The organism is Bradyrhizobium sp. Kon10, assembly GCF_055807395.1.
This window is the reverse complement of sequence record NZ_JBVVOZ010000045.1, coordinates 1-18,887: the sequence shown is the minus strand read 5'-3', so window position 1 is coordinate 18,887 and position 18,887 is coordinate 1. Positions and strand designations below refer to the sequence as shown.

17 protein-coding genes are annotated in these 18,887 nt (G+C 64.1%); 9 read left to right on the top strand and 8 right to left on the bottom strand.

Annotation, left to right across the window (positions count from 1 at the left end; genetic code table 11):
* Positions 1-31: 31 nt before the first annotated feature.
* Both AC0L2O_RS33470 and AC0L2O_RS33465 read right to left on the bottom strand, forming a co-directional pair.
* Complete coding sequence (locus tag AC0L2O_RS33470; protein ID WP_473372756.1) at positions 32-1,264, bottom strand: rhodanese-like domain-containing protein; 1,233 nt, start codon at positions 1,262-1,264, stop codon at positions 32-34.
* An 82-nt stretch (positions 1,265-1,346) separates the two neighbouring features.
* The gene (locus AC0L2O_RS33465; protein ID WP_473372755.1) at positions 1,347-2,243 is read right to left on the bottom strand and encodes an alpha/beta fold hydrolase; all 897 of its coding nucleotides are present in this window, start codon (positions 2,241-2,243) and stop codon (positions 1,347-1,349) included.
* Between the two features lie 37 nt (positions 2,244-2,280).
* Here AC0L2O_RS33465 and AC0L2O_RS33460 point away from each other — a divergent pair, with 37 nt between their 5' ends.
* Positions 2,281-3,258 carry a LysR substrate-binding domain-containing protein gene (locus AC0L2O_RS33460; RefSeq protein WP_473372754.1) on the top strand — a complete coding sequence of 326 codons (978 nt, stop codon included), beginning with the start codon at positions 2,281-2,283 and terminating at the stop codon, positions 3,256-3,258.
* Here the strand turns inward: AC0L2O_RS33460 and AC0L2O_RS33455 are convergent.
* Positions 3,139-4,398 carry a PepSY-associated TM helix domain-containing protein gene (locus AC0L2O_RS33455; RefSeq protein WP_473372753.1) on the bottom strand — a complete coding sequence of 420 codons (1,260 nt, stop codon included), beginning with the start codon at positions 4,396-4,398 and terminating at the stop codon, positions 3,139-3,141. The two genes, AC0L2O_RS33460 and AC0L2O_RS33455, sit on opposite strands and share 120 nt — an antisense overlap.
* Before the next feature lie 50 nt (positions 4,399-4,448).
* Positions 4,449-6,689 (bottom strand): TonB-dependent siderophore receptor, encoded by a 2,241-nt coding sequence (locus AC0L2O_RS33450; protein WP_473372752.1) that lies wholly within the window; start codon positions 6,687-6,689, stop codon positions 4,449-4,451.
* A 387-nt stretch (positions 6,690-7,076) separates the two neighbouring features.
* Here AC0L2O_RS33450 and AC0L2O_RS33445 point away from each other — a divergent pair, with 387 nt between their 5' ends.
* Genes AC0L2O_RS33445 through AC0L2O_RS33430 form a run of 4 tightly spaced genes read left to right on the top strand, consistent with a single transcriptional unit; the run spans position 7,077 to position 9,708 of the window.
* Positions 7,077-7,529 carry a MarR family winged helix-turn-helix transcriptional regulator gene (locus AC0L2O_RS33445; RefSeq protein WP_473372751.1) on the top strand — a complete coding sequence of 151 codons (453 nt, stop codon included), beginning with the start codon at positions 7,077-7,079 and terminating at the stop codon, positions 7,527-7,529.
* Between the two features lie 54 nt (positions 7,530-7,583).
* A complete protein-coding gene (locus AC0L2O_RS33440) occupies positions 7,584-8,153 on the top strand; it encodes an isochorismatase family protein (protein WP_473372750.1) in 570 nt (189 codons plus the stop codon).
* On the top strand, positions 8,150-8,479 hold the full coding sequence (locus AC0L2O_RS33435) for a hypothetical protein (RefSeq protein WP_473372749.1): 330 nt from the start codon (positions 8,150-8,152) through the stop codon (positions 8,477-8,479). The genes AC0L2O_RS33440 and AC0L2O_RS33435 overlap by 4 nt, the downstream gene beginning before the upstream one ends.
* Positions 8,476-9,708, top strand: coding sequence for an MFS transporter (locus AC0L2O_RS33430; RefSeq protein WP_473372748.1), 1,233 nt, complete (start codon positions 8,476-8,478; stop codon positions 9,706-9,708). The genes AC0L2O_RS33435 and AC0L2O_RS33430 overlap by 4 nt, the downstream gene beginning before the upstream one ends.
* A gap of 6 nt (positions 9,709-9,714) precedes the next feature.
* On the opposite strand, the gene AC0L2O_RS33425 is transcribed toward AC0L2O_RS33430, so the two are convergent.
* Positions 9,715-10,599 carry a dihydrodipicolinate synthase family protein gene (locus tag AC0L2O_RS33425; protein ID WP_473372747.1) on the bottom strand — a complete coding sequence of 295 codons (885 nt, stop codon included), beginning with the start codon at positions 10,597-10,599 and terminating at the stop codon, positions 9,715-9,717.
* A 114-nt stretch (positions 10,600-10,713) separates the two neighbouring features.
* Between AC0L2O_RS33425 and AC0L2O_RS33420 the strand changes: the two genes are divergently transcribed.
* Both AC0L2O_RS33420 and AC0L2O_RS33415 read left to right on the top strand, forming a co-directional pair.
* Positions 10,714-12,132, top strand: a complete 1,419-nt coding sequence (locus AC0L2O_RS33420) for an FAD-binding oxidoreductase (protein WP_473372746.1) — start codon at positions 10,714-10,716, stop codon at positions 12,130-12,132.
* 6 nt (positions 12,133-12,138) lie between these two features.
* Positions 12,139-12,819, top strand: a complete 681-nt coding sequence (locus AC0L2O_RS33415; protein ID WP_473372745.1) for a GntR family transcriptional regulator — start codon at positions 12,139-12,141, stop codon at positions 12,817-12,819.
* A 6-nt stretch (positions 12,820-12,825) separates the two neighbouring features.
* On the opposite strand, the gene AC0L2O_RS33410 is transcribed toward AC0L2O_RS33415, so the two are convergent.
* Positions 12,826-13,140: a hypothetical protein gene (locus AC0L2O_RS33410; RefSeq protein WP_473372744.1), complete on the bottom strand. Its 315-nt coding sequence runs from the start codon at positions 13,138-13,140 to the stop codon at positions 12,826-12,828.
* A 133-nt stretch (positions 13,141-13,273) separates the two neighbouring features.
* Here AC0L2O_RS33410 and AC0L2O_RS33405 point away from each other — a divergent pair, with 133 nt between their 5' ends.
* On the top strand, positions 13,274-15,298 hold the full coding sequence (locus tag AC0L2O_RS33405; protein WP_473372743.1) for a YgiQ family radical SAM protein: 2,025 nt from the start codon (positions 13,274-13,276) through the stop codon (positions 15,296-15,298).
* A 327-nt stretch (positions 15,299-15,625) separates the two neighbouring features.
* Here the strand turns inward: AC0L2O_RS33405 and AC0L2O_RS33400 are convergent, their stop codons facing one another.
* Together AC0L2O_RS33400 and AC0L2O_RS33395 are read right to left on the bottom strand one after the other, a co-directional pair.
* Positions 15,626-16,639, bottom strand: coding sequence for a methyltransferase (locus AC0L2O_RS33400; RefSeq protein ID WP_473372742.1), 1,014 nt, complete (start codon positions 16,637-16,639; stop codon positions 15,626-15,628).
* 8 nt (positions 16,640-16,647) lie between these two features.
* On the bottom strand, positions 16,648-17,613 hold the full coding sequence (locus tag AC0L2O_RS33395; RefSeq protein ID WP_473372741.1) for a tripartite tricarboxylate transporter substrate-binding protein: 966 nt from the start codon (positions 17,611-17,613) through the stop codon (positions 16,648-16,650).
* Between the two features lie 129 nt (positions 17,614-17,742).
* Between AC0L2O_RS33395 and AC0L2O_RS33390 the strand changes: the two genes are divergently transcribed.
* The gene (locus AC0L2O_RS33390) at positions 17,743-18,684 is read left to right on the top strand and encodes a LysR family transcriptional regulator (protein ID WP_473372740.1); all 942 of its coding nucleotides are present in this window, start codon (positions 17,743-17,745) and stop codon (positions 18,682-18,684) included.
* Positions 18,685-18,887: the final 203 nt, after the last annotated feature.

The window sequence follows — 18,887 nt, the reverse complement described above, 5'->3', positions numbered from 1 at the left end:
GCGGAGATTTACGGTGCCGGGCCGCTCCGTCTCAAATCACATAAAACCCGTGCGTTCCGTCGCGGCGGAGTTGCTCGACCAGGCCGTATTCCCAGTCGAGATAGGCCTGCATCGCGCGCTCGGCGACCTCCGTGCCTTCATAGGGCCGGCGGTAGCGATGGGCTGGATCGGGCTTCGGCAGGACAAGCGGCGGGCCGGCCTCGCGCGCGCCGTCATAGCCGCCCTCGCGCACATAGACCTCCCAGCCCATCTGCGCGAGCCAGGATGCCGTCATGTCGGCGCGCACGCCCTTGTCGTCGGTCAGGACAATGCGTGCGCCGCGCACCGGCGCGGCCATGTCGGTCTCCTGAACAAGCTGGCCGCCGGGATAGTGGCGGAAGCCCGGCAGATGACCGGCTGCATACTCCTCCGGATCGCGCACGTCGAAGCGGTAGAGCGTGCGATCGGTCTGCGCGGCGAGCACCGACATTTCGTTTGCGCCGATGTGGCGGACGCCGGCGCGATAGGCGACGTCGCGGGCATTGGCCGCACCCCCTTCAAACGGCCCGATCCCGCCGCGCCGGTCGGCACCATGATCCAGCGTGTGTCGTGCCAGCGTCCAGCCGATCGTGCCGTTGCGCAGCGCCCTCACCTTGTTGGGCACGCCGGCATTGATCAGCGACTGGGTGCCGATGATCGAACGGGTGCGGCCGGCGCAATTGACGATGATGGTGGTGTCGGGATCCGGCGCTGCGCTTCCGGCGCGCAGCACCAGCTCCGCGCCGGGCACGCTGACCGAGCCCGGGATGTTCATGGTCGCGTATTCATCGAAGCGGCGGACATCGAGGATGGCGATCTTGGCCCCGTCCGCGATCAGTTTTGCGACTTCGTCGGCACTGAAGGAGGGCGTGTGCCGTCGCGACTCGACCAGTTCGCCGAACGCTTTGGAGTAGGAATTGACGTCTTCGAACACTTCATAGCCCAGCGCGCGCCAGGCTTTCAGCCCGCCGTCGAGCGCACGGACGTTGCTGTAACCGAGCGCCGCAAGGCGCTCGGCGCCCTCTGCGACCAGCCCCTCGCCGTCGTCATAAAGCACGACCGGCACGTCCTTGCGCGGCAGCCGCGCCTCAGCCTCGATCGCAATCCGGTCCACGGCCATGTTGGCCGCGAACAGCGGATGGCCGGTGGCGAAGGCCGCCTCGTATCTGAGATCGAGCAGCGCGATCTCCTCGCGGAGCAGCAGCGCGCAGCGGATATCGGCGGGGGTGACGGTTTGAAGCTTCATGGCGTGAACCTAGACGAGGACAGGCCATCGGCTTTTGACCGATTGCGGTGGCCTTGGCTAGCCACTCCGTTGCAGTGCGAGCTCAGCCCGTGGCCGCTAGCTGCTTCTCGATGATGCTCGCGACCCGCACCGGGGTTTCCAGCATGGAATAATGGCCGGCATCCTCGATGGTCTCGAACGTCACGCGCGGATAGGCCAGCGCAAAGGCATTCCGCAAAGGCTCGCCGCGATAGAACGGGAAATCCAGTGCGCCGGTCACGACGTGCAACGGCGCGGTCAGCGCATGTGAATCGCCGGTGATGGCGGAGGTCGTGAACATCGTCAGGTAGCCGCGCATGGCCTCGACCGTGCCGGCTCCGCGGGCGATGGCGAGCTTGCGGTGCAGCCAGCCCGCGCCGTAACGATTCGACGTGCGGGCTGTGATCGCGCGGGCGGCCGCCTCATCCTGGTCGATGACGGCATTGAGCGCCTTCAGCGCGGCCTCGTCGGCGCGGAAGCCGGTGGGCGGCACCGGCGAGAACAGGGTCACGCTCTGGATCCGGCTTGGTGCCTCAAGCGCAATCTTCTGCGCCACCAATCCTGACATTGAATGGCCGATGAGATGGAATTGGCTGATGGCGAGCTCATCGGCGGTGCGCATCACGTCCGCGACCGCTTCCTCCAGCGTGTAACCGCCGCTCACGCCGCGCGACCAGCCGTACCCTCGCAAATCCATGAACACGAAGGTGTGGCGGGCGGGATCGAGATAGGGCAGCATCTGCTCCCAGTTGACGTGGTCGCCGAGCCATTCATGCAGCACTACGCAGACCGCCGGTCCGTTGCCGACGCGACAGTGCCCGAGTTGGCCCCCCGTCGCCAGTTGCGGCGCGGACCAGGGCGATGTCGACGGCGGCGCGGTCGCGGCTGTGCCTTGCGCCAGCGCGGGCGCGGCGGCGATGGCAGTCAGTCCCAGGCCTTTCAGAACATCACGGCGTTGCATGTGCTTCCTCCCAAGCGACCAGTCGCGACCGGTGCGCATGCCTGATAGCGCGCGCCCCCGCACGGGAAAAATTGATTTTTGCAATGGCTTCATTGATAAATCTCATTCTGACCGCCCGTCCCGCCGGAGTCCTATCCGGCAGCGTGGTCCGGAGTTTTCCATGCCGACGACCCTCGATATCGACACGCTCCGGTCGCTGCTCGCCATCGTCGAGCTGAAGAGTTTTTCGCGCGCAGCAAAGCAATTGGGGCGGTTGCAATCCGCCATCAGCCTTCAGATCGCCCGGCTCGAAGCCGTGGTCGGCCATTCCCTGCTGGAGAGGGCGCGCGGCAGGGTGCTCGGCCCCACCGTAAAGGGCACGGAGCTGGTCGCGCATGCGCGAGAGATCGTCGCGCTGAACGAGCGCGCCGTCTACGCGATGCGCCGGCCGAACGGGAATGAGCAGATCAGGCTTGGCATGCCTGCAGATTTTCTCGAACGTGACTTCGCGTCGGCTTTCGGCGAAATCCGCTCACGCTTCCCCGAGGCACGGCTATTCGTGCGCACGGACCTGTCGGCGCGGCTCGCGCAGGATGTCGGTCTCGGCCGGCTTGATCTCGCCTTCTACAAGCGCGCCCCGTCGAACGCTGCCGAGGCCGCCATTGCGTTCGAGCCAATGGCCTGGTTCGGCAAGGCGGGTCGATCCGACGATGCCGTTCCGCTGGTGGCGTTCGCCGACGGCTGCGCCTATCGCGACGAAGCACTGCGTAGCCTGCGCCTCGGTGGGCGCGAATGGTCCATCGCCTGCGAGGCGCGCAGCCTTTCCGCGCTTGCTGGTGCCGTCGAGGCCGGCCTCGGCTACACGGCTTTGCCGCTCAAGCTGGGCATGCGCAAATCGCTGCGGCACGCGGACGATCTAGCGGACCTGCCGCAGCTCAATGCCGTCGAGCTCGCCCTTGGTATCACCCCCGGTCGCGCCCTGCCTTTCGCCCGCGCAATCGGCAGCATCATCGCTGAGCGCTGCGCGCTGGCGTGATGGCCGCAGCTTGCCGCGCGACAGGTACAACAGCACGCCGGTGATCGCGAACAGCGGCATCAGCGCGGCCGCCATCATGAACGCAAGCTTCCCGGGCCAGCCGAGGGCCGCGCCGCGGTGGATGTCGAGCACGCCGGCAATCGCTTTCTCGCCAAGCGTTTTGTCGGCATAGCGCTCCGCGGAGACCACCTGGCCGGTAACAGCATCGATGCGGAATTCGTCGCGCACGCTTTCGAGCGTCGAATCGTTCTGCCACGACCGAATGCGTATCACTGTGCCCGGGCTGGCAGGCAGCGTCAGCAGGGCTCGCGCGAAATGGCTGCCCTCTTGGTGGAGGAGGGTTGACCACGCGCGATCGAATCCGATCGGCTGACCGGTGTCGCGGCCGCTGGCCGGGCGCGGCGCCTTGGGCTGCATCTTCGCTGCGGCCGGCTGCGGGCGCGATAGCAGCCAGACCACACCATCCTTGTACCAGTCGAACGAATACCACAGCCCGGTCAGCGTCATCACCAGATAGATCGGCAGCACCCAGGTGCCGATCACGGCGTGCAATGAGCGGTGCAGACCACGGCCGCTGAGGCCGAGATTCGGCTTCAGCCACATTTTCACGCTGCCAGCGCGACGCGGCCAGCGTAGCGCGAGGCCCGAGAGCAGCATGACGATCAGGCCGAGCGCGGCAACACCGGTGATCTGGCGGCCCCAGCCCTGGGCGTCTCCGGGGATCAGCAGCCAGCGATGCAGCCTGCGGACGGTCGCAAAAAATTCTTCGCCGCGCGGCGCACCCAGCACGCGCGCGTCATAGGGATCGACATAGAGCGACGACGGCCGCGCGCCCTGCTCGTCGCGGGCGAAGCGGACATGCACGGCCGCGGATGGATCGCTCGAAAGCATCACAGAAGCAATCTTGCCGAGGTCGGGCACGGCCCTAAGACGCGCGGCCAATTCATCCGGCAGCAGCGCCGGCGTCGTTCGCGGCGCGACTTGCATGATCGCCGCGTTCAGATGCTCGACGATCTCGTCCTCAAAGCTCATGATCGCGCCGGTCAGCGCGATCAAGGAGAGCAGCAGCGCGAGCGCGAGGCCCGCAATGGAATGGACCTGAAGCAGAGCCGCCTTGATCTTTCGCCCCAGCCTACTCATCGAGATCGATCTTCTTGATGAGCGCGGTGATTTGTACGGCATCCCCATCGTTAGAACTTCACCGTCGCCGACAGCGAGAAGCGCCGGGCATCGCCGATCGCGACGTTCAACGCGTTTCCGGTGGTGGACGTGTAGTAGACCTTGTCGAACAGGTTCTTGATGTTGAACTGATAGGTCACCGGCAGGTTGTCGATCTTCGTGTCGTAGGTCGCAAAAACGTCTGCGACGGTATAGCCCGGCATGAAGAATGTGTTGGCGGAGTCGCCCGGCCGATCACCGACATAGTGCGCGCCGGCGCCAAGCCGCAGACGACCGGGTAGCGCAGCGCCAAAATCGTAGACTAGATAGAGCGAAGCCGTGTTCATCGCGACGTTCAGCAGCCTGGCGTTGCCGACAACGGGATCGTTGATCAGGCGCGCGTCGGTGTAACCATAGCTTCCGATCATGCTCCACTGATCGGTCAGCCTGCCGGTCACGTCGAGTTCGACACCACGCGACCGGGCCGCGCCGGACGTGCGCGCCCCCGACTTGCCGTTGCCGAGATCATCCAGCACCAGCACGTTCTTCTTCTCGATGTCGTAGAGCGCCAAAGTGCCCGACAGCCGCTTGTTGACGTCGAACTTCAGCCCGGTCTCCCACTGCGTTCCCTCCTCCGGCGCAATGGTGGAATCAACGACAAAGCCGCTGGTGAACGCGGCGATGGTCGAGGTCGGCTTCAGCGACTGCGTATAGCTCAAATAGTACGAGAGCTGATCGTTCAGCTTGACGATAACGCCGCCGAGCGGCAGCACCTTGTCGCCTGACAGATTGGTGTTCGTGACGAAGACAGGCCGACCTTTTCCCGCGAGCTGCTCGTATTCCATCCAGCGCACGCCTCCAACCACGGACAGCCAGTTGGTCAGATGAAACGTGTCCTGGGCAAAGAAGCCGCGGGTGCCGAGCTTGTCGGTTTGCTCGCTGTCGCTCGCCGAAATGGTCGTGCCCGGCACGACCAGTCCGTAGACCGGGTTGTAAAAATTAAAGCTCGCGGTCGCCTGGCGGATCAGATCGCGGCGATCGATCGTGCGATACAGCGCCTCGCCTCCGAACAGGATTTCGTTGCGGAAGCCGCCCACCCAGACGTCGCCCTGCAGATAGGAGGTGCCGTAACTGGCGTTGCTCAGCGAATTGTGGGTGCCGTCGTTGCTGCGGGTCTCGATGCCGGTCGTGGTGTTGACGCCGGTGATGCGAAGCTGATTGGCGCTATAAGTCTCGGTGTTGAAGCTGTAGGCCGCCGTGACCTTCCAATTGTCGTCCAGCTTCTGCTCGACCGAGGCCTGCACCAGGTCGGAGGTGCCCCACATGTTGTTGAAGGGCTCGTCGAGCCGGCGCGTCGCCGGGATCGCCAGTGGAGCACCCCTGACGAACGCCGTGCCGCGGTCGAACGGGTAGATGAACTCGCGGTGCTCATAGGTGAGCTGAACCGTCGTGGTGTCGCCGTACCAGGCCAGCGACGGGTTCACCAGCATCTCGCGATGGCGGCCGAAATTGCGCCAATAGTCCTCGCTGAGGCCGTAGCCGATGAAGCGGTAGGCCAGACCACCCTCGCCGATCGGGCCGGTGATGTCGAGCGTACCGTCGGCGCCGCTGCGGTTGTTCGCGAAGCTCGAGCCGAGCAGCGTGACCGAGCCGTGCTGGTAGAGTTCAGGACGCTTGCTGATGGTGTTGACGATACCGCCGGGATCCATGATGCCGTAGAGCAGTGACGCCGGTCCTTTCAGCACCTCGACGCTCTCGACTGCGGCGTTCAGGCTGCGCCCCTGCACCAGCGGCATGCCGTTGCGCATGACCGAGCCGTCGCGGTTGTCGCCGAAGCCGCGGCGGATCACGGCATCCTGGGTGCCCGCGAGCGTGTTGGTCTGAGTGATCCCGCTGATGTTGACCAGCGCATCGTCGATGTTGCGCGGCAACTGGTCCTTCAGCACCTGCGCGGGTACGACATTGACGGCCTGCGAGCTATCGAGCGGCGAGGCGCCCGAGCGTAGCGTGGTCGCGCTCGGCATCGCGCGGTAGCCGAGCTTGGCCGCGGCTTGTGCGATCGCTTCAGCCGCCGCGCGTTCCGATCGCGTCGGAGCGGCCGGCTTGCCTCCATTCAGGCTGCGCTGGCGTGCGGCCGTTTGCGCACGGCGTTGGGACTGTTCCGATGCGCGCGCCGGTTTCGGCCGCGGCGTCGGCGCATCCACATTCACCGGCGGCAGCGCGGTTTGCGCCTGCGCATTGGTACTGCCGGCGGGATATTGGGCGAGCAGCACGGCTGCGCCGATGAGAAGATGTGCGCGGCTCTTGTCGGCGCGATTTCGATGACCTCCGATACGAGGGCGATCCACAGAAGCACGCACTTTCGATTCACTTCCAAGTCAGGCACTGCATTGAAGCTGGGGCGTCTAGCAGCCGCTGTGAATGAAGAGAACCGTGCGCGGGATTGAATCGCTCTAGTGTTGAATCGTTCTAAGGGCAATCCATTCTCAGCGATCCGCTGCGACGCGACGGCTTGTCGCACGATCATCCTGGGCTCAGAGGGGTTGCACATCTCCATGTTGTGAGTGCGGTCGCCGGCGTTTCCTTCTCACGTCTTTTTGTCTAGATCGGCTGCGTAGACTATCTTTACAGTTTAACTTCGTATCTGTATTCGATGCGGCATGATCAATTCGTCAGGCCAACGTCCGTCCGCGCGCGCCGGTGCGCTCGCAGAGGACCTCCGTTCGCTGATCGGAAAGCTGAAGCGCCGGCTTCGCGAGCAGGCAGGCCCCAATGACCTGACGCCGTCACAGGTGTCCGTTCTGCTGCGTCTGGAAAAGGACGGCCCGGCGACGGTATCGAGCCTGGCGCGATCGGAAGGAATGCGTCCGCAATCCATGAGCACCGCGGTCGCCGCGCTTCAAGCGGCGGGCCTCGTCAGTGGCGCGCCCGACCCGGAGGACGGCCGTCAAACCATTCTGTCGTTGACAACGGCGTGTCGCGACTGGATCCGGGTCGGTCGCGCCGCGCGGCAGGATTGGCTCTCGCGCACCATTTCGACACAGCTCTCATCGCGGGAGCAGGACGAGCTGGCCGCGGCGCTCTCGCTGCTCAAGCGGCTTGCCGACGATTGACCCGGCCTCGCCGCATCCCTGGCGCGGAACATTGGGCCCCAGAAGGACACAATCATGGCTGTCACGACGCTCGACCCGGTCACCGCCCTCATCGTCGTCGACCTGCAACGCGGCATCGTCGGCACACCTTCCGTCCATTCCATGGGCGACGTCGTGGGGCGCTGCTGCACCCTTGCCGCGGCGTTTCGGCGGCATCGCCTGCCGGTCGTGCTGGTCAACGTCGATGGCGGAGCGCCGGGCCGCACGGAGCGGCCGCATGCTGGCGGTTCCTTCCCCGACGGGTGGACCGCTCTCATTCCGGAGCTTGATCAACAACCCGGCGATATCACCGTGACCAAGCGAACATGGGGCGCGTTCGCCAGCACCGATCTCGAGAGCGAGCTACGATCACGTGGCGTCACGCAGGTCGTCATCGCCGGCGTCGCCACCGCCACCGGCGTCGAGTCCACCGCGCGCCAGGCCTTTGAGGCTGGCTTCAATGTCACCCTCGCCACCGACGCGATGACCGATCCGCGTCCCGAGGCTCACGATTACAGCATCGCAAACGTCTTTCCGCGGCTCGGCGAAAGCGGTTCGACGCAGGCGATCATCGAACTACTGGCAACGCGGAGTGCGCAGGCATGAACTGGCTTGATTTGGTTTCCTATTTCTTCGGCGGCGCCGTTCTGGCGAACGCCATTCCGCATCTCGTCAGCGGCCTGAGAGGAGAGCCGTTCCAGAGCCCCTTCGCGCAACCGCGCGGTCAAGGGCTGTCTTCGTCGACCGTCAATGTGCTCTGGGGCTTCTTCAGCTTCATCGTCGGATATCTCCTCGTCTGCCGTGTCGGAGAGTTCGTCCTGAAGGAAACGCGCGACGTCGCCGCCCTGGGCCTCGGCGCCCTGCTCCTCAGCCTGTTTAGCGCGCGGCATTTCGGCCGCTTCCACGGCGGCAACACGCCGACGGGTTCGTGAGCGTGCCGGCGGCAGGCACGTTTCGCTCACTGCGGAACTTCAATTATCGGATCTGGGCCGCGGGCGCGCTGGTGTCCAACACCGGAACGTGGATGCAGCGCTCCGCTCAGGATTGGCTTGTCCTCACGGAGCTCACACGGCACAACGCGTCGGCTGTCGGCACGGTGATGGCACTGCAGTTCGGTCCACAACTCCTGCTGATGCCGTGGACTGGTTTTGCGGCCGATCACTTCAACCAGCGACGACTTCTGATCGCGACGCAGGCCACGATGGGCGTACTGGCGCTGGTCCTTGGCCTTCTCACCGTCAGTGGGTTGGTGCAGCTCTGGCACGTCTACGTGTTTGCCTTCCTGTTCGGCTGTGCCGCGGCTTTCGACGCGCCAGTGCGCCAGACATTCGTTGCGGAGCTCGTCGGCGACGGCGACCTCTCCAATGCCATCGCGCTGAACTCGACGTCCTTCAACGCCGCGCGGATGATCGGGCCCGCGATCGCAGGGGTCGTGATCGCTTCGATCGGCACCGGATGGGCGTTCCTGATCAACGCCGCATCGTTCATGGCGGTGCTCGGCTCGCTTTGTCTCCTGCGCAACTCGGAGCTTCGCCCGAACGCACGGGCTCACCGGGCCAAGGGCGGCATGACGGAGGGTTTTCGCTACGTGTGGTCGCGCGCCGATCTCAGGGCGATCATGATCATGCTGTTCCTGATCGGCACGTTTGGGCTGAACTTCCCGATCTTCATCTCGACCATGGCGGTCACCGTCTTCCACACCGATGCGCGCGGCTTCGGCCTGCTGTCCTCGACGATGGCGGTCGGCACGATCTCGGGCGCATTGCTGGCCGCAGGGCGCACCCAGCCGCGGTTCGTCTCGCTGCTGCTTGGGGCTGCAGCTTTTGGAGCCGGCTGCACGCTGGCCGCGGTAGCACCCAGTTACTGGCTGTTCGCGGGCGCGCTTGTCTTGATCGGCGTTGCCGCCCTGACGGTCACCAACACCTCGAACAGCCTGATGCAACTCTCGACCGAGCCGAGGATGAGGGGACGCGTGATGGCGTTGCGCCTCGGCGTCGCGCTTGGCGGCACGCCCATCGGCGCGCCGATTGTCGGATGGGTGGCGGACAATCTGGGCCCGCGCTGGGCGCTCGGTGTCGGCGCGGCTGCCGGTTTTGCGGCAGCACTCGTGGCGGTGGGCGCGATCTATGCGCGCGCCTCGAGCGATTGCCGCGACCGATAGGCGGTCTTAAGCGATGGCAGGGCTGATTAGTTCGTCCAGCTTCGACTTGAGCACGGAGCCATCGGACAACGCCCGCAATGGCGGACGTACGCGCAGCCAGCCTGCGTCGCCGGTCTGTGCGGCGAGAATGGCCTTGAGCGTCGCGAGGAAGGACGGGCTCTTGACCACGATGTCGACCGCGGCCTGCATGCGCGCTTCGACATCCCTGCCGTCGATCATCGCCTTGACCAGCTCCGGCGCGATGTTGGCCATGCCGCAGATCGTGCCGGCGCCGCCAGCGGCGATCGCGCGGGCGATGTCGGTTTCATTGCCGACCGTAATGGCGAGTTCAGGCGCGGCAGCGCGGAACGCCTGGAATTGCTTGAAGTCACCGCTGGAGTCCTTCAGGCCCGCAACCGTCTTGCCGTAGCGCTTGCGCAAGCTCGCGGCGACATCGGTCGGGATCGCGACGCCCGAGATCTGCGGAATGTGATAGAGCGCGGCGCGCAGGCGGTCGTCGGCAACGCCATCGAGGATCGCGGCAAAGGCATCCTCGATGCCGGCGGGCGTGACGTTGCGATCGAAGTAAGGCGGCAGCAACAGCACGTGGCGCAGGCCAAGGCCGAGCACGGCGCGCGTCAGGGCGATGCTGTCGCTGATGGCGGGAAAGCCGCCGCCAATGCCGATGCGCTCGACCGGGACGCCCGCCTTGAGCAAAGCCTCAACGGTCGCGACGCGTTCTCCGACATTGAAGGAGGTGCCTTCGCCGGTGGTGCCGAACAGCACGACGCCATCGATGCCCTTCCCGAACAGCTGCTTTGCGTGAGCGGCGAGCTTCACGGAATCCACGCTGCCGTCCGACGTCAGCGGCGTCGCCGACGCCACCCAGAACCCGCGAATTGCCTCCGTCATGGCGCCATCCATTGCTGCGGCCTCGCAAGAACCCCGATCCGTAACGATCTTCGGAGCTCGTCGAAGCCTCGGTTTTTACTTTACTTTTCTCCTTGTACCTTACATACAAGAAGGATGCAAACCCCCATCGTGACCCCCGCGGGAGATCGCGACCAATTGCTCGGCGCGCTGCGCGACAGGCTCGGCGCGGCCGCGGTGTTGACCGGCAGCGACGTGCCCGCGCGTAATGGCAACGACTGGAGCGCGAGCCTGCCGCAAACGCCGCTCGCGGTGATCCGGCCGCTCGATGCGCAAGGCGTTGCCGATGCGATCGCGACCTGCCGACAGGCGCACCTGCCGTTCGTGCCGCAGGGCGGATTGACCGGGCTCTGCCGCGGCGCCTCGCCTGAGCCGGGCTGGGTCGCGATCTCGCTGGAGCGCATGACCGGCATCGAGGAGATCGATCGCGCGTCGGCAACAATGACCGTGAAGGCCGGCACGCCGCTGGAGACGATTCAAAAAGCCGCCGACGAAGCCGGCTTCTTCTTTCCGCTCGACCTCGGCTCGCGCGGTTCCTGCGCGATCGGCGGCAATCTCTCCACCAATGCCGGCGGCAACCGCGTGATCCGCTACGGCATGACGCGCGAACTGGTGCTCGGCCTGGAGGTGGTGCTGCCGGACGGCACTATCATCACCAATCTCAACAAGCTGATGAAGAACAATGCCGGCTATGATTTGAAGCATCTCTTCATCGGTTCGGAAGGCACGCTCGGCATCATCACGCGTGTGGTGCTGCGGCTCTATCCAAAGCCGCGCTCGACCATGGCCGCACTCTGTGCGCTGAAGGATTATGCCGCGGTGATCGCATTGCTCGATGCCGCCCGAAGCGGGCTCGGGCCGCTGCTGTCGGCTTTCGAGGTGATGTGGCCCGACTATTGGGACGTCATCACGTCGCGCGCCGGGGTCAAGCCGCCGGTCGCGGCGGGCGACAGCCTCTACGTGCTGGTGGAGGCGCAGGGCACCGACGAGAACCTGGATGCGCCGCGTTTCCAGAGCTGGCTCGAACAGCTGATGGAACGCGGGCTGCTGGTCGATGCCGCCGTCGCGCAGTCGCTGGCGCAGACGCAAGCGTTCTGGCGCGTGCGCGACATCTGCGCCGAATTCGGCCAGGTGCTGGGGCCGCACATCTCCTACGACATCGGTCTTGCGGTGGCGCGGATGGACGAGTTCGTCACGCGCTGCAAGGCGGCGCTCGCCGCCAAGATCAGGGGATGCGAGAGCGTCTATTACGGTCATATCGGCGACGGCAATCTGCATCTGGTGTCCTGGGTGACGGGTCTGACCGTCGCGCAGCAGCCGAAGGAAGAGATGGATGCGATCATCTATGGTCTCGTCCGCGAGATGGGCGGCAGCGTCTCCGCCGAGCACGGCATCGGCACGCTGAAGAAGAAGTGGCTTGGACACGCGCGCAGCGAAGCCGAGATCGCGCTGATGCGGACACTGAAGGCCGCGCTCGATCCCGATCATCTGCTCAATCCCGGCAAAGTGATCTGAGCGCAGATGCGATCGCTGAAGCTCGATACGCCGAAATCGCTGTCGCAGCGGGTGATGCAACGCTTGCGTCAGGCCATCATCGACGGCGAGTTTGCGCTGGGCGCGGCGATCTCCGAAGACATGGTGGCGAATTCCTTCGGCGTCAGCCGCACGCCGGTGCGCGAGGCGATGGGACAGTTGCAGGCGCAGGGGCTCGTGGTGATCCGGCCGCAGGTCGGCAGCTTCGTGTTCACGCCGAGCGCCGGGGACATCAGCGCGCTCTGCACCTTCAGGATCGCGCTGGAGCCGAAAGCCGCCGAGCTCGCCTTTCGCCATGATCGCGACGGTGCGATTGAAACGATGAACGCGGCGATCGCGGCGATGGAGCCGGCGGTTGCGGCCCGAGACAACATCGCCTATGGCCGCGCCGACGCCGCGTTTCACGAGGCCCTGTTCGCGCATTGCGGCAATCGCTATCTCGTCGAATCCTACCAGCTCGTCTCCGGGCGCGTCGCCGCGCTCCGCACCAACCTGACCTCGCCGATCGACGTGCGCACCCGCACATCCTTCGACGAGCATCGCAGGCTGCTCGATTTGTTCGGCCGCGGCGAGTTTGCCGATTTCGAAAGACTGATGACCACGCACATCACCAATTCAGGCGTCGTCTATGCCAAAGCCTTGAAGGTGGAGGCGCCGAAGGTGGATTGAGCGCGGCTATCGTTCGCCGTTCGATTCCGGCCTGTCCAGAAAATCCAGCGCGGTGTTGATCTGCTCGAGTTGGTGCTCGATCCTGTCGCGTTCCTCGATCGACCGCGTTTTTTCGAGCTGATCCACGAGCTGCTGTTTCCGCGACAGCAAATTCTCTATGACTGTACTCACAGCTCCCCCATCGGCCGAGGCGGCAGCGGCGCCAACATCGCCATAACGGGCGCGAGCGCCCTGGATTGCGGGCGCGCGCCAACCGGGGTCCGCGTCGATCCCACGACCTGAATGTTCGCGGAGCCGATTGGTTCCGTTTGCAGCGCTCACGCGTCGCGATGGCGCCGGCGAGTTGCACCGCTGCAACATGGGCTTCCATCACAGTCCCCGGCGGAACCGCGACCTGTTCGGGCAGCGCATCCTCGGTTGTATTCGCGGGCCTGCAGGCCTATGCGTAGGCGCCATGAACACCCCAGCCATTGCCGAAACGCCCCTGATGTCGCGGTCGCCTGACATTGCGCGCAGGCCCGCGCCGTTCCTCCCGATGAGCCGCGCCGAGATGGACGCGCTCGGCTGGGACGCCTGCGACATCGTGCTGGTCACCGGCGATGCCTATGTCGACCATCCGAGCTTTGGCATGGCGATCATCGGCCGGCTGCTGGAAGCGCAAGGATTTCGGGTCGGCATCATCTCGCAACCGGACTGGCATTCGGCCGAGCCGTTCAAGGCGCTGGGCAAGCCAAAGGTGTTTTTCGGCGTCACCGGCGGCAACATGGATTCGATGGTGAACCGCTACACCGCGGACCGCCGCCTGCGCCATGACGACGCCTATACGGCGGGCGCAGAAGGCGGCAAGCGGCCGGACCGCTGCACCATCGTCTACGCGCAGCGCTGCCGCGAGGCATTCAAGGATGTGCCGGTCGTGCTCGGCGGCATCGAGGCCTCGCTGCGCCGGATCGCGCATTACGATTATTGGTCCGACAAGGTGCGCCGCTCGGTGCTGGCCGATGCCAAGGCCGACTTGCTGCTCTACGGCAACGCCGAGCGCGCCGTGGTCGAGGTGGCCCATCGTCTGGCCGCCGGCGAGGCGCCGCGCGAGCTCGACGACATCAGGGGTGTCGCGCTGTTCCGCCGCGTGCCGGAGGATTACACCGAGCTGCACGCCGACGACCTCGACTCCGCCGACGAAGGCGCATCGCGGACGAAGGGCTTAACGGTGATCCGGCTGCCCGCGCTCGAGCAGGTCGAGCAGGACAAGGAAGCCTATGCGCGCGCATCGCGCGTGCTGCACCGGGAGAGCAATCCCGGCAATGCGCGGCCGCTGGTGCAGCGCCATGGCGATCGCGATCTCTGGCTCAACCCGCCGCCGATCCCGCTGACCAGCGAGGAGATGGACGCGGTCTACGATCTTCCTTACGCGCGCGCGCCGCATCCGTCCTATGGCGAAGCAAAAATCCCCGCCTGGGACATGATCAAGTTCTCCGTGACGATCATGCGCGGCTGTTTCGGCGGCTGCACCTTCTGCTCGATCACCGAGCATGAGGGCCGCATCATCCAGAACCGTTCGGAAGGCTCGATCCTGCGCGAGATCGAGAAGATCCGCGACAAGACGCCGGGCTTCACCGGCGTGATCTCCGACATCGGCGGGCCGACCGCGAACATGTACCGGATGGCGTGCAAGGATCCGAACGTCGAGGCGGCGTGCCGGCGGCCGTCCTGCGTCTTCCCCGAGATCTGCCCGAACCTCAACACCTCGCATGACGATCTGATCCGGCTCTATCGCAAGGTGCGCGAGACCAAGGGCATCAAGAAGGTGATGGTCGCCTCCGGCGTGCGCTACGATCTCGCGGTCGAGAGCCCCGAATACATCAAGGAGCTCGTCACCCATCACGTCGGCGGTTATCTGAAGATCGCGCCGGAGCACACCGAGCGCGGGCCACTCGACAAGATGATGAAGCCCGGCATCGGCGCCTACGACAAGTTCAAGCGTATGTTCGATGCCGCGGCCGAACAAGCCGGCAAGAAATATTATTTGATCCCCTATTTCATCGCGGCGCATCCGGGTACGACCGACGAGGACATGATGAACCTCGCGCTGTGGCTGAAGAAGAACCGCTACCGCGCCGATCAAGTGCAGACCTTCCTGCCCTCGCCGATGGCAACCGCGACCGCGATGTACCACACCGGCGTCAACCCGCTGCGCGGCGTGCGTCGCGGCGGCAGCGACAAGGTCGAGGCCATCAAGGGGCTTCGGCAACGACGACTGCACAAGGCCTTCCTGCGCTATCACGACCCCGACAATTGGCCGGTGCTGCGCGACGCGCTCAAGGAAATGGGCCGCGCCGACCTGATCGGCTCGCGTCCCGACCAGCTCGTGCCAGCACACCAGCCCCCCGGCACCGGCAAGGCCGCCGGCACACGACGACCGTTGCGCCCCGGCGACAAGCCGCAGCGGTTCACGACCAAGGGCCTGCGGGTGATGAAGTAGCGGGCCGGATGAGGTCCGGTTCAGATTGAGGCTGTCGTGCCTCTAAGACAAAAAATGTCGAAAACAACCCCATGCACAGTAGACGGCATGAGCGGGATCAATGGCTTAGGCGCGTCGCGGAAGCGTTGATCCGCCTGATCAAAAACTCGTTGCTCCGTCGGGCAAAACAGGCGCAGGATGGCATCGTCGCGCTCATGGGGTGGGCAGCCCCGACCGCTACTCGGTATCGATATCCTCTAACGCCGATGATGTCGTCGAATAGCAGGCCCTACTCGTTGCGGCGTGTTTGTCCGCCTCTGGCGCATAGCCGCGGCCGGCTTCCAAGTCTCAGCACAGCCGCGACTCGGTCAGATTAAAGCGGCCGGCGCGGAGAACCGCGATGGGACGGAAGCCACTCTCGGTCAGGAGCCGGTCATATTCCCTTTCGGTCCGTTCCCGTCCACCTGGACCGCGCAGCATGTTTAGATCGCTCATCGCGCACGACCTGCCCGCGTCATCGGTACCGGGCAATTCCGGCATCGCACGTTCGACTAATAGCAGTCTGCCTTTCTGGGGAAGTGCTTTGCGGCAGTTTCCCAGAATGATCCGGCTGCGCTCATCATCCCAGTCGTGAATAATGCTTTTCAAGATGATCGCATCGGCCACTGCGGGCACCGCATGAAAGAAATCGCCTGCAACAAAATCGACGCGGTCGGAGATTCCGAGGTGCCCGAAGTGCTGGTTGGCGGCGTCGGCGCACCTCGGCAGATCGAAAACCGTTCCTCTGATGGTTGAATATGCCCTCGCCACCCAGCCCATGAGTTCCCCGGAGCCGCCTCCGACATCCATCAAATGGGAGATCGTGCCAAGGTCGTAGGCCTGCAGTAGATCGTGCGTGACCAGCCGCGTCAGGTCTGTCATGGCTTCATTGAATATCCGCACATGCTCTGGCGAGCGCGCCATCAGGTCGAAATTGTCGTCGACGTCCTGAAGTTGGGAAGCCGTCTTGCCCGACATGATCGAATCCAGAAGACCATCCCACCTCCTGGTCAGCATGGAGCCTTCAAAAATGACCCAGTTCTTGAATGATCGTCCCGCAGTACCGTCGAGTCCGGCCCCCAGTTCGGTTAGCAAGTAGCGACCTGCACCGACGCGAGAGCAGATGCCGACGGTCGAGAGAGCGACCAGCAAGCGGGCAAGTGCGTCCCGATCCGTGTGGGTTCGGCTCGCAAGTTCGTCGACCGTTCGCGGTCCGTCGCGCAGCAACTCGGCGAGCCCCAGCCGGGCAGCGACATAGATCACTGCCGTCACGCGGTGCGACTGAACAAGATCCAACAACTTTTCGCGGGGATCGGTGGTCATGTGCCGCTCTAGCCTTCGATCGGGAATCCTGACGCCTTGACGATCGGTCCCCAGCGTTCGAACTCGGCGCGCTGAATATTTTTAAGTTCGTCCGATGTCGTTCCTGTCGGTTCGCACCCCATGGCATGAATCTTTGCGCGTATTTCGGGATCGCTCCCGATTGCAATGATCTCCTTTCCCAGGCGCTCAACGAACTGACGCGAGGAATGGGCAGGCGCATAGAATGCGAACCAACCGGCCGCGTCGATATCGATCCCGCTCTCCTTCAGAGTTGCGGTCTGGGGCAGGAAGGAAGATCGCGCAGCCGCTGCGGTGGCGATGATGCGTATGCCACCGCCCCCATGTTGCTCCAGGAGTTCGGAAAGAAACGCCATATACATCGGGACCCGGCCGGCCAGCACATCCGGGAGCGCAGCAGGCGTACCCCTATAGGGCGTGTGGCGCAGGTTCAGGCCTGTGATCCGGCCAAACTCGCCGCAGATGAAATGAGGTGCTGTACCTGCTCCCGGCGAGCCGTACACGGCCTGTTCGGGATTGGCCTCCATCCAGTCGATCAGTTCGTGCACCGAATGGATGGGCAGCTTCCCGCTGACCGCCAGAGCCAGATCGACCGTCATCACCTGCGAAAGTGGCACAAAGTCGCGCTCTGCATCATATCCCAGGCTCCTGAACAGATGCGGCTGAAGTGTGAATTGCGAAGCGGAAGCAAACAGCACTGCCTCCTCTCCCGGTGCGGCATTCTTGACCGCCTGAGCGCCGATGCGCCCGCCAGCGCCAGCAAGGTTCTCCACAATCGCCACCTTGCCGAGCCTGGTATGAAGCTGCTCGGCAAATAGCCGGGCGATCGAATCTCCCGACCCGCCAGGCGCGAATGGAAACACGATCTTCAGCGGCTGGTCGGCTGCAATAACGGGTAGCGGAAGGGCCAGAGCCGAAAACCCGGCCAGTATGGCGCGACGCGAGTAAAGCTGCATGGCGTTCTCCATGTGCTTGGGACAGCAATGCGATGATCCGGCCGGCCTTCCATCTCGCTATTCTGAAGCAACAACGCTATAACCCGAAATTGCATTTTCCTATCGGGCTATAACGTGAGGTGATTACCCATGCAGTGGCACGACCGCATCGGCCGACGCCTACGCCTCAAGGATCTGCATACGCTGCAGACCGTCGCAGAGGTCGGCAGCATGGCCAAGGCGTCTCGCCGTCTCGGGTTGTCGCAGCCGGCGATCTCCAAAGCTATCACCGATATGGAGCATGCCGTCGGAGCTGCGCTGCTGGATCGCACTTCGCGCGGAGTTGAACTGACTGATTGCGGTCGCCTTCTTGTCGATCGCACGCGCGTCGTTTTCGACGAAATAAAGCTAGGTGTTACCGACATTGTGCAAAGGTCAGATCCGGCGCAAGGGCTCGTTGCGATCGGTACAACCGAGCCGGTCACCGCCATCGTTACAGAAATAATCGGACATCTCGTCCGCAGATATCCAGGCATCAGGTATCATATCACGATAGGTGATCGGGATGCGCTGGAGCATGCTCTGCGCCAGAGAATGCTTGATCTGGCCATAACGCGCTGGGCGCCGTTGCCGGTCGCCGATGATTTGTCCGCGGAGGTGCTGTTTAGATCCTCCCTTGCGGTGATGGCGGAGCGACGGCATCCGCTCCTGCGATCGACGAAGAAGTTGAAGCTCGCAGAACTTATGCAAGAGCAATGGACGCTCTCGCCGCCCGATTCTTTTTTGGGGCGTACCGGCGTCGAGCTATTTCGGCGACATAACCTGCCGCTTCCGCCAACGACCGTCACCACGATTTCAATCTACATGCGGTTGAACCTGTTGGCGAGCAGTCGGTTTATAACCCTATTGCCGATGCAGATACTCAGAATGCGATCGAGTAGCGCATGGCTGCGCGCACTGAACGTCGATCTTGGCGATACTTCCGCCCCGATAGCCTCAATCACCTTGAAGGGACGACGGGCCGGAGGTGCCGTCAAATTATTCCAAGAGGCCAGCCGGGAGGTCTGTAAGGCGCTGGTTGGAGTGAGCTGATTGGTCCGAGCGGACTGTTCATAAGCGGACCTGACGAGTTTATGAGGACGAGTTTATGAGGACGCGCCCTAGTCATCTGGAACCCAAGTTCGTCGCATAAATTAGTGCTCGAAACCTTCGAGGAGAGCGCTTGTGGCGAATGCAGGTGTGAGAGGCCGGCCGATCGAGCCGTTGGTGCTGAGTGCGCAGGAGCGGGCGTACTT

What these genes read in the sequence shown, in the direction of transcription:
- AC0L2O_RS33470 (WP_473372756.1), bottom strand. Translation starts at nt 1,264, where the DNA reads ATGAAGCTTCAAACCGTCACCCCCGCCGATATCCGCTGCGCGCTGCTG.
- AC0L2O_RS33465 (WP_473372755.1), bottom strand. Translation starts at nt 2,243, where the DNA reads ATGCAACGCCGTGATGTTCTGAAAGGCCTGGGACTGACTGCCATCGCC.
- AC0L2O_RS33460 (WP_473372754.1), top strand. Translation starts at nt 2,281, where the DNA reads ATGCCTGATAGCGCGCGCCCCCGCACGGGAAAAATTGATTTTTGCAAT.
- AC0L2O_RS33455 (WP_473372753.1), bottom strand. Translation starts at nt 4,398, where the DNA reads ATGAGTAGGCTGGGGCGAAAGATCAAGGCGGCTCTGCTTCAGGTCCAT.
- AC0L2O_RS33445 (WP_473372751.1), top strand. Translation starts at nt 7,077, where the DNA reads ATGATCAATTCGTCAGGCCAACGTCCGTCCGCGCGCGCCGGTGCGCTC.
- AC0L2O_RS33440 (WP_473372750.1), top strand. Translation starts at nt 7,584, where the DNA reads ATGGCTGTCACGACGCTCGACCCGGTCACCGCCCTCATCGTCGTCGAC.
- AC0L2O_RS33435 (WP_473372749.1), top strand. Translation starts at nt 8,150, where the DNA reads ATGAACTGGCTTGATTTGGTTTCCTATTTCTTCGGCGGCGCCGTTCTG.
- AC0L2O_RS33425 (WP_473372747.1), bottom strand. Translation starts at nt 10,599, where the DNA reads ATGACGGAGGCAATTCGCGGGTTCTGGGTGGCGTCGGCGACGCCGCTG.
- AC0L2O_RS33420 (WP_473372746.1), top strand. Translation starts at nt 10,714, where the DNA reads ATGCAAACCCCCATCGTGACCCCCGCGGGAGATCGCGACCAATTGCTC.
- AC0L2O_RS33415 (WP_473372745.1), top strand. Translation starts at nt 12,139, where the DNA reads ATGCGATCGCTGAAGCTCGATACGCCGAAATCGCTGTCGCAGCGGGTG.
- AC0L2O_RS33405 (WP_473372743.1), top strand. Translation starts at nt 13,274, where the DNA reads ATGAACACCCCAGCCATTGCCGAAACGCCCCTGATGTCGCGGTCGCCT.
- AC0L2O_RS33400 (WP_473372742.1), bottom strand. Translation starts at nt 16,639, where the DNA reads ATGACCACCGATCCCCGCGAAAAGTTGTTGGATCTTGTTCAGTCGCAC.
- AC0L2O_RS33395 (WP_473372741.1), bottom strand. Translation starts at nt 17,613, where the DNA reads ATGCAGCTTTACTCGCGTCGCGCCATACTGGCCGGGTTTTCGGCTCTG.
- AC0L2O_RS33390 (WP_473372740.1), top strand. Translation starts at nt 17,743, where the DNA reads ATGCAGTGGCACGACCGCATCGGCCGACGCCTACGCCTCAAGGATCTG.